The sequence below is a fragment of the Endozoicomonas sp. ALE010 genome (genome assembly GCF_049310165.1).
Classification (GTDB): Bacteria; Pseudomonadota; Gammaproteobacteria; order Pseudomonadales; family Endozoicomonadaceae; genus Endozoicomonas.
Genome location: NZ_JBLYNV010000068.1, coordinates 18,574 through 28,307, shown reverse-complemented (window position 1 = coordinate 28,307; position 9,734 = coordinate 18,574). Strand labels below are relative to the sequence as shown.

Genomic DNA, 9,734 nt, shown 5'->3' with positions numbered 1-9,734 from the left:
CCTCCTGCTCTGCCAGGCACACAATCCGCCCGTCCGCCGTCATGCCAAGGGCGTTCAGCGGCTCATTGTCGGGATTGTCCGCCAGGTAGCGCTCAATGGCCTGTGTCGCTGCGGCTGTGGGGTTCACTGGGAGTATCCTTTTCCGGGTGAGGTTCAGGGGCCAGTACCGGCAACGCCGCTACCTGATTCAGCCAGGCATCGGGCCGTGTCCGACCCTGCGATCAGCCACTTCATGGAACGTCGTACACCGCCGGGTCCGGTCTGACATGGACTTGCACGCAAAACTTTTTATTCGCCTGCTCGATGTCAATCGGGTCCGCAATCCTGTCCACTGGCTGTCCCTCATAAGTAACAGTGATCGATCCAATAATCAGTCCAAGGTCCCGTGCAACTCTGTCCGTGCTCTTGCCGTTGTCCGTCGTTTCCAGGAAGGCCGTTCGAAAATCATCCGAAGAGTAATCGTCTTGATGTTGTTTCAGAGTCTCGATAGTTTTCTTATTCGTTATCGAATCCCGCTCAATGATCTCAGGCAGTTCCAGTAGCCACTCGGACGTGTCAAAACTCAGCTTGTACTGCCGGGCTATCACATTGCTCATATAGAAATCTTTGCGATTAACAGCCCCGGTCTTGGCGTTGTCTATGAATGTCCAGTGGCGTTGGGTGAACTCGTTGATAAAAATATATTCGGCGAGAGGCTCCCCCGGTTGGTTCTTGCCTTCAGTGTTCGCATACCCGGTGGGGGTGATGTGAGTTGAAATCAGCTTATCGAGTTTAACCAATTCACTGGCATACTTCGTCTCCAACTCCAACAGCCGGTTTCGGATCTGCCGGTCCCGCCAGAGCTCCTCTATGTGCCCACCCAAGGTTTGTACATCAGTGCCTAGCGTTTTTTTGATCATCCGCTGCCTGCTCTTCCTGCCTATCTCCCGGGGCATCAAAGCCCTGAGCTGGCGTTCAAACCCCTTGCGCAGTGTCGGCCGCTGGCTCTCCTCCTGCTCTGCCAGGCGTACAATCCGCCCGTCCGCCGTCAGGCCAAGGGTATTCATTGGCTCATTGCCGGGGGTGTCCGCCAGGTAGCGCTTAATTGCTGTTATGGGGTTCACTGGGAATATCCTTTTCCGGGTGTGGTTTGGGGGCCAGTACCGGCAACGCCGCTACCTGTTTCAGCCAGGCATTCAGCAATGGCCGTTTATCATCCGAACACTGCCCGATAATGCCTAACCGGGCCGTGGTAATGTCCGCCTCCGCCTGGATCAGCGTTTTGTGCGCGGCCAGCAGCTTTTCCATAAACGCGACCTGCTCATCCGTGCTAAGAAAAAGCTGGGGTCAGGTTGTTTTTCTCGGAATTGAACTGAGCAAAAAGAGTTTCCAGTTACATGGAGTTGATGCCAAAGGTCATGTGGCTCTCAAAAAGAAACTTAACCGCAAGGAACTCTCGCCCTTTATGGCTAACCTGCCTCAATGCGTTATCGGCATTGAAGCTTGCAAACTTTTGCTAACCATACCCGGCATTGGGTTACTCAGTGCTACAGCACTGTTTGCTGCGATTGGAGATATATCAGCATTTAAAAATGGCAGGGAAATGGCTGCCTGGCTGGGCTTGGTGCCAAAGCAGCAATCAACCGGTGGCGTGCCCACGTTGCTGGGGATCAGTAAACGGGGCGATACCTACCTGCGAACCCTGTTGATACACGATGGAAAACTTTTCCTTGCAAAGCGGGGCGGACCATATAAGACCCTGATTTTATCTCCCGGCCGTTGAACTCCATCATCATCCGGCCATTGTCAATATCAGTTCGTTAGACCAACCTTTACAGGAAAAAATATAACGCGGGAACTTTTACTTAACTGGATGAACTAATGGGATACTTGCTGAGCCAGTTTTCCGTAATTTGTCGTACGGTTGTCCTCCGGGGCTGCTTCTGATTACCGGGCTTTGTACGAAAGCTATTAATACATCTGATCAACCACATGGTACTTCGCCGGTCTTTGTGATCAAAACAGACAATTAGCATTAAGAGCAGCAGTATGGATCCACTCAACACCACATTAAGTCCACAGTTTCTTGATTTAACAATTTCATCACAATCAGACAAGCTGAGCCCGGGTACCCCGCACTGCAGCACTCAGACAACCAGAAAACAGATTCCTGTTATTTCCACAGACCATGTATCAGGCTATGTCACAAGAAGGGTTCCGGAAAAAACCATTGCCGACCGAGTGCATCTTCACCAGCTGACCAAGATTGATTACAAACAGACCTCTGAAAAAAACCGTCTTTTTGAACAACTCATTCCGTCGTTAATGTCAACAACAGGGATGTCGCAAACGTCTGTCCTGACCCATTTGTTACCAGCCCTTGAGTTCACCCCCTATTTAAGAAAAATGAACCGGGAGGAGATGTTCAAAGCCTCAGATCACCCGTCACATCTTCAGACCGGATTGTTACTGGAACTGATAAGCCGGATCAAACAGGGGTATAAACTACAGGAGCTGCATCGCCTGGCAGGTGAGCAACCCGCCTCAGCGCAGATAAAAATCAATGGTCAGCCACAGACCATAAGTATTGGCCTGCATCACTTTACCCGGGAGGATCTCGGTGATGAGACATTCCGCGAGCTGCATGATCGTCTAACCCCTTTCGGAAAAACCGCAGGTAAAGACCCGGGTGTTATTCTGGATCATGTGCAAAAAAGAAAAGCAGTAGCCATGGCTCACTGGCAGAGGGTACTGTTGAAGGTTCTGAAAATTCAGGACTCAGCCATCAGGCAGCACATTGCCCGGGCTCTCAACACAGAGCCCGGTTTGTCACCTGCCACCGGAAAAGAGTGCACGGCACTGACCGCCCTGATTCCAACGCTGAAATTAACCGTCCATCCCGGCTTTACCCTGCTGAAACCACTTTTTTGCTGGCTATCACAACACCATCTGAAAGGCAGCAAACTCAGCAGCCAGCAACTGACCTGGCTGCAAAGTATGGTTACCAGCAAGCTTTACACAAAATTACCAGACCTGAGAAGGACCGGGCTGGAGAAACTCTGCATCTATAAAGAGCGTCTGCTCAGTGGCCATGAAACGGACAACCCTTGTGTGCAGCGGCTAAAAAAGGGAATTGATAAGGCCATTAATGATGCCAGCCCACAACAACTGTCTGACGTCGTTGAGCTGTTTGCCACACTGCTCTGCGACCTCACCCCGTCAGTCAGTGCAGAAAACCGCCTGGGCATTATCTACACATTGCTTAAATTCAGAGACCAGTCCCTGCTGAAAAATCTACTGGCAACAGAGAGCGTTGGTCAGGATATTCTAATAAAAATGTACAAAACCCAACTGATCCTGACCTATTCCATTGACCAACATGTTACTGAAGCCGTAAAGAAGTCCAAAGAACAATCGGTTAATTGCCTGATTAAAACCCTCCAGCTGAGAATGGCGCAGTGCATCGTAATGATGGCATCAACGGATGGGTTATCAGTGCCTTTGGAGGCCGTGAATAAGGCCCAAACCCTTATTGACCATCATAATGAGGGGTTGCAGGCCGTACTGCCCACCAATGAACTTGAGCAGCAAGATACAGGTTATTACTTCGACTATGTGAGCGATCAGGAAAGGTCACAAGGCGCAACACCCGCCCATAATCCTGACCAGCAAGATTCAGATACCAGCCGCGACGATAATAGCTGCGACGATAGCTGCGACGACAATAGCTACGACGCTAATAGCGACCCGCAAGAGTTGCAAGCCGGATTGCGTCCCTATGAACCTGCCAGGCTAGATTCAGATAAGAGATACAACGACGATAGCGACCAGGAATGGTCCCAACCCGTAATACCCGCCTGTAATCCTTACCTGGAAGATTCAGATGATAGCGACCTGGAAAGGTCGCAAGCCGAATCCGATGATATTCCTTACCTGCCAGATTCAGATGATAGCTACAGCTACGATAGCGACCCGGAAAGGTCGCAAGCCGTAATACCCGGTCATAAGCCTTACCTGCCAGATTCAGATGATAGCTACGGCTACGATAGCGACCTGGGAGAGTTGCGAGCCGCGCTGCGCGCCTATAAACATGACTCGCAAGATTCAGACGGCAGCTACGACGACGATATCGACGTGGAAGGGTTTCAAGCCGTACAGCGCACCTGTGGACGTTACCGGCCCTATGCAAAAGACAGCGACGACGGTGAACGCTGGGTAAAACTGTCCGACATGGGGGACCGGGGCCGTATTTACGACGACAGAGAACCTTCTGGCAACAACACCATTTCAGCAGAGAACTATCTTAGCGTTCCCGACTATCTGCTGACCAGTGACCATGCTGTCACACTTGATCCACATCATCTGCTTCTGCCCAGGGACAAACACTTTCGTATTCCTTCAGTAAGACTTGAAGACGATTCACGTCAGCGGAGGATTGAACGAATGGGGCGCGACGAACAAAAACTACGGGAGGATTTTCTGCTATCGACCCGATCAACCGACCTGACACAACCGGTTGACTGGCTAAAAATGGAGTTACCCATCACCTTCTTGTTTACCGGGAGCGCTCAGGATAAAAGTCAAATTACCTATGTCTACCAGGTTTTCAACACCGAAGTGCTGCCGGTTATTCAGCAAGCGAGCAGAGAAAACGACAGCGCTGTTTTCCCAGGCAGTGACAATGTACAAACGTCACTGAAAAGGCCGCTCACTATCCGCTCCTCCACCGAGTCTGTCCCCCGAAAAGCGCGAAAAACAGAAGACTCTTCTGCCAGCATCACCGAACTCCCCCCTGCAGAACGGGAGACTATGGACGTTATCAGGGAACTGTTGGCAGTGGCAGAAACCACAGAGCCAGGCCTTAACCTCAGGGCCATCATCACCCATTTTCAGGGCCGGGCATCAAGCCAGACATTATGCTCTCTGTTACAGCATATAGAAGCCCTCCTCCCCGGGCTGCCTGACACTAACATGCGCAAACAGCTGCTGGAGCTGACGGCCTTTCAGTTATTTGCCGATTTACACCCAACAGACAACCCATTCAGGAGTTTCATCAAAACGCTGTATATCATTCAATCCAGAAGCCGTTCTCTCCGGTTCGCCAATGACTATTACGGTCGCTACGCTAACAGTGAATCCAATAAACTAAAGCTGCAAATGAGTGAGCTTTTCAAAAACGAGTGGTGCCAACCTGACGGTTTACTGGGGAACAGGATCCGGCAGTCGGTGAAAGCCGCTTTCTGGCAAAGTGATCGCAGTTGCAGCTATCAGCAAATAATGGATTCCGTCTTTGAATCCATCCGTCCATCGAAGCAGCCCTCTGATGACTACCCACACATAATTGACCAGATGATCAATAAAGTAGAAAGAAGAATGGAGCAACGGTGGGAATTAAGCAGCCTGAAGCAGCAGCAACAGATATTAACGGCCCATCACCAGCCTGCCTACCAGGAAGACCTTAGCCTGGCCATCAAAGACCTGATTAAAGTCGCTTCCGGACTTTGTCAGCAGTTTCTTCCTGAAGAGCGCGTCAGTAGAACAACACCGAAAGCCTGCGACGCTTCCGGTATTGATTCTGACATGGCAATGTCTGACCAGAACCCCCATGAGGATAGAGCCCAGCTGTCCAGATGCTACCTGTACGACCAACTCAAGGCACTTATCCCACTGATTGGCACCTGGCTCAATCAAATCAATGACGATGGTCTGATTACCGAGAAAGAAGCTACTAAAGCCGGAATAGATCGGCTGGAACAGTTTGCCAACAGCACGATCAGGGCCGATCGCCCCATTCAAAATGAGGACGAAACCTTACAGCAGATTATTGCGTTGTGTGATCAGTTCCACCAGGTACAGCAGGAACACAGCCAGTGGCAATCAACCCATGAGATAGCGTCCATCCATAACCAGTGGATTGAAACCAGAAATACGCTGAAACATCTCTCGAAAATACACCAGTTCACTCCCCCACAGGCGCTGCAGGAACAGATAAACGCGTTCATTCGTGGGCCTGAAAACCCTGAACTATCCCCGGAGGACCGGAAACTGCTGGACACTGTTTCTGCATTAAGAACCCGATACATTACATCAGGGCCAGTCAGCAGGGCTCTGTTTCATCGAGACATCTGTGAGTTCAGTCAACAGCCTGAGCTACTGGCCCAACGTATTGTCGAGGTGGGCCAGACATGGAGTGACAGTGCTCGGGCTCAGCTTAATAAATATCGATCATTACAGCACACACTGGACTTTCTGCAACACGAAGACCCCATGTACAGCACACCTGATCTTGAGCAACAAAAAGCTCTGTACCGGACCCGTGAAAGGCATGACCATAGCATGTCCAGCTTGCGGAGCGAGCAGGAAAGGTGTGAGTTACACCCGTTGCATGGGATTGATTACCAGCATAACCAAACTCTGCTATCAACATTGGAGTCGATGGCACAGGCTCATACTGCAAAACATTCCGGTATTGATACGGAGCCACTGAGCAAACAACAACAACAGCAATTGCAGGAAGTCATTGAGTCAGCTCCTTTGGAGTCGGCATTACCTGCCGGTGCCAGTCTGTTCGACTTGATCGGTATGGGAGCAAACAGCCAGCCGCTGAAAACGGCCGCGAGCAACCGCTCCCGCAAATTTTTTAGCAGACACCAAAACTTCGGCTTCAACGTGTTTGAGACTATGGATATACTCAAGGAAAAGAATATCGGAAAGATTAACCGTCTAAGAAAACAGATTGAGAGAGAAAACACAATCCTGGTCGCAATGGGAAAGGTGTACAACAAAATGGTCAGGAAGTTACAAGAAGGTAAGGAAGAACTGTTTCATCTGTTAGAAAACCGAATGCATTGCGAGATAATGATTGAAGACCGGGCGTATTCCTACGCTGATGCACTTATTGCCTATGATAACAGAGATGATTATCACGGCTTGAGCTATGCCAGCAGTGCCCAGCACCAGGCAACTTCAACGCTGTATTCAAAGGGATTGCAAAACAAAAGAAACCATGAAAGATATCAAGAAGATATGCAATGGCTGGAGTTTGCAGGGAAATGTCAGTCTCGCCATATCGACCCGGAAATCCTTCCGGATGTCGTCGATTTAATGGAGCTGGAAAGTCTGGTATCCATTGATGATATAGAAAACAAAATGGCGGAATTACAACAACAAATTCAGGCAACGCGAAACACCATTGCTAAAAATTCAGCGCGGGTCAGGGCAGCGGTTGCACAACTGGAAGCCAGCCTGAAGCCAGAGCTTGAGGCTCAGAAAAAAACCACAAAAGCCGCCGAGCTGGCACTGTTCAGCAGAGCCTTTGAAAATGGACATCACTTGACAAAAGAGCGCGCTATGCAGCGGGTGTTGTGTCAATATCTCCGTGAAAACAAAGATACTGCCAGCGTTATTGAAGAAATTGTTGAGGACTGTAAAGCTCAGGAAAAGCACGTTCCCTGCAAATATACGGATATCATTGAGCCTCCCTGGCCAGGTATCGATGAGCGCCACTGCCAGTGGCGGTCAACGGACAACCTGCCGTTCCAGATTATTAATGTCTCGGGGGCATTCCCCTTACTGGAGTCACTGTATAAAAACGGCAGAATCTCATCATGGAAACTGCTTGGGCAGGATGATGACGGCAAGCCATCCAGCGCGCTGATTTTCGCAGCAGCAAAAGAGCGCAACAGGGCTTGCGAAACAATGATCAAATGCCTTGAAGAAACCCAGTACCTCGACCTGGGTTCCTTTAATCGGTTGCTGACAGCCAACCCTTCCGGTGATAACAGAAACCTTCTGCACCTGATAGCGCAACTGGCAAAGCCAGCCCTGCTTAAATCCCTGCTGCAACTGCTCAATAATGTCAGTAATAGGCAGGATCTCGATGCAGACTATCCTTCCGATTGCCTGCAAAACCGGATCGCCCTGGATCGGGAACACTTGTTAAAAACACTCTTGACCAAGGCCGATTATGAAGGGCTCTACCCCACCGACCTGTTGCTGTTCAATGTTGCTAAAAGAATCCGGGAATGGCCAGAAGATAATGTTCAGGCACTCGCCAGCTTTAGTAATGATTTTCTGATCAATGAGGCCAAAAGCCTATGGATAACCGTGTCGGAGTCTCTCAGTGTTGAGCAGTCCGGCAAGTCCATTGAATGCTTTATGAAAGGTATTGATAACCTCGAAGGACTATCTCTGGAAAAACGACAAGCCACTGAAATCTTCCTGAGAAAACTGATGCGTATATTCAGAGTGCACGGTCCTGCCGGGCTGCATGAACAACTGATGGCTCAGATTACCCGGGCAGACCATGCTATCGAGACATCTGACCAGCATGAACATTCAGTTCCAGCCCATCAAGGTGCAAATTCATGATACAGAACCCACTCAGTAAACAGTGCTGCTGGTACCGCCTCATGATCTTCGGCGCGCAAGTAGTCAACCAGCAGATCGTAGAGCGGGTTGCGGCATAAATTTTCCGCCTTGCCCCTGGCCAGGTCAGCTACTGTGACCCGCTGGGTGTACTCGGCAAGCGGTTTGGCATGGGAACAATGCAGGGTGTGTTCAAAACCATCGCCGTATTCCCATTGGTCATAGCACCCGGCGGGAACTACCGGCTGGATTGCCTGCATCAGATTCGCACCGTAGGAAGTAATATCTTTTGGTAATATCAGACAGTCGCCCAGTGCCAGGGCATGCACCTTTCTCTCGCTGTTGCCCGTCGCCGGACTCACGACCATGGCTGAGTCTTTTTCTCGAAAATACTGATGAAAAAAATAGGTGGCTGACAAGAGTGTGCATCCTGACCAGACATAATCAATAATCAGCACTTTTCGATTGCTGGCTAGCGACCCAAGAACCTTATCAAAATGATGAAAAAGAGCCTTCTGTTGTTCAGGAGTCATCTTTTGTTTAAATCCAACCCTGCCCTTTTTACAGGTTTCCAGAAACTGAAAATCGGAAAGCGGTATATTGCATGCCGCGTCTTTTCCTAACCGCCCCTGAAGCTCTGCAATGACCGTTGCCGGGCTTCGGCCTATCCCGATGTACAGAAATTCCTGTGGAGGAAAGACCGTGATCACTCTGTCTGACAATTGTTTCAGTTCGCGGATGAACAGAGACTTTATATTTTTGCTGTCCATGAGCGCTTTCAGAGGCCTGAATCTCTCGTCATCAACACTGAACAAGTGCTTTTCGGTGACAGCCTGTACCTTTATTTCCGGCAGAGCCGGAGGGGGCGGGCTGGCAAAACAGCCCAATGATCCTGATGTTGTTGGCGTCACCTTAACCTGCATTTATTTTGTAGTCAGAAGAAAGTTTCGGCATAGATAATCCTGACAGATCAAAACCAGTTTCTGATCAATATACATTGGAGAACTCCAGTGATAAGTCCATCAAGTATACGCTACCGTCAACACCAGACATTCCTTTTGATCAGCAGATCTTCTTACCCACGTGTCAGCCTGAGACCAGTAAGGCAACACAAACGTACCATTTGAATCCGGTTTATCTATTAATCAACCTTCCTGACGAAGTCTCTGAACCACAAATGTCACCACCAGCTACTGCACCCACTAAACCTGAACCAGACTTCAAGTGATAACATCCAGGCAAAAAAAATAGTTGAAGCTCCCCCTTCAATAATGAAGCGCCAAAACAAGCTCAGAAGTGAGCGCCAAAAAGCGCGCTACCAGAATGATCCCGCTTTCGCAGAGCGAGAAAAGAAACGTTCCAGGGAGCAAAGAATACAGCGTCGCAAA

At 49.7% G+C, this 9,734-nt stretch carries 4 protein-coding genes and 1 pseudogene; 2 read left to right on the top strand and 3 right to left on the bottom strand.

The annotated features are described in order from the left end of the window. Positions 1 to 230: 230 nt before the first annotated feature. Positions 231 to 1,103 carry a hypothetical protein gene (locus ACO6UY_RS20810; protein ID WP_422491084.1) on the bottom strand — a complete coding sequence of 291 codons (873 nt, stop codon included), beginning with the start codon at positions 1,101 to 1,103 and terminating at the stop codon, positions 231 to 233. Beyond that, positions 1,081 to 1,287 (bottom strand): hypothetical protein, encoded by a 207-nt coding sequence (locus ACO6UY_RS20805; protein ID WP_422491083.1) that lies wholly within the window; start codon positions 1,285 to 1,287, stop codon positions 1,081 to 1,083. Before ACO6UY_RS20805 ends, ACO6UY_RS20810 begins: the two co-directional genes overlap by 23 nt. 205 nt (positions 1,288 to 1,492) lie before the next feature. Here ACO6UY_RS20805 and ACO6UY_RS20800 point away from each other — a divergent pair. Beyond that, a pseudogene (locus tag ACO6UY_RS20800) lies at positions 1,493 to 1,711 on the top strand (transposase); the annotation flags it as partial. Between the two features lie 317 nt (positions 1,712 to 2,028). Beyond that, positions 2,029 to 8,349, top strand: coding sequence for a hypothetical protein (locus ACO6UY_RS20795; RefSeq protein WP_422491082.1), 6,321 nt, complete (start codon positions 2,029 to 2,031; stop codon positions 8,347 to 8,349). Here ACO6UY_RS20795 and ACO6UY_RS20790 read toward each other — a convergent pair. Further along, complete coding sequence (locus ACO6UY_RS20790; RefSeq protein WP_422462955.1) at positions 8,331 to 9,116, bottom strand: hypothetical protein; 786 nt, start codon at positions 9,114 to 9,116, stop codon at positions 8,331 to 8,333. The genes ACO6UY_RS20795 and ACO6UY_RS20790 overlap by 19 nt on opposite strands. Positions 9,117 to 9,734 lie beyond the last annotated feature (618 nt).

Bases quoted from the DNA above. Each gene is read 5' to 3' on its own strand.
- ACO6UY_RS20805 (WP_422491083.1), bottom strand. From the start codon at position 1,287: ATGGAAAAGCTGCTGGCCGCGCACAAAACGCTGATCCAGGCGGAGGCG.
- ACO6UY_RS20795 (WP_422491082.1), top strand. From the start codon at position 2,029: ATGGATCCACTCAACACCACATTAAGTCCACAGTTTCTTGATTTAACA.
- ACO6UY_RS20790 (WP_422462955.1), bottom strand. From the start codon at position 9,116: ATGGACAGCAAAAATATAAAGTCTCTGTTCATCCGCGAACTGAAACAA.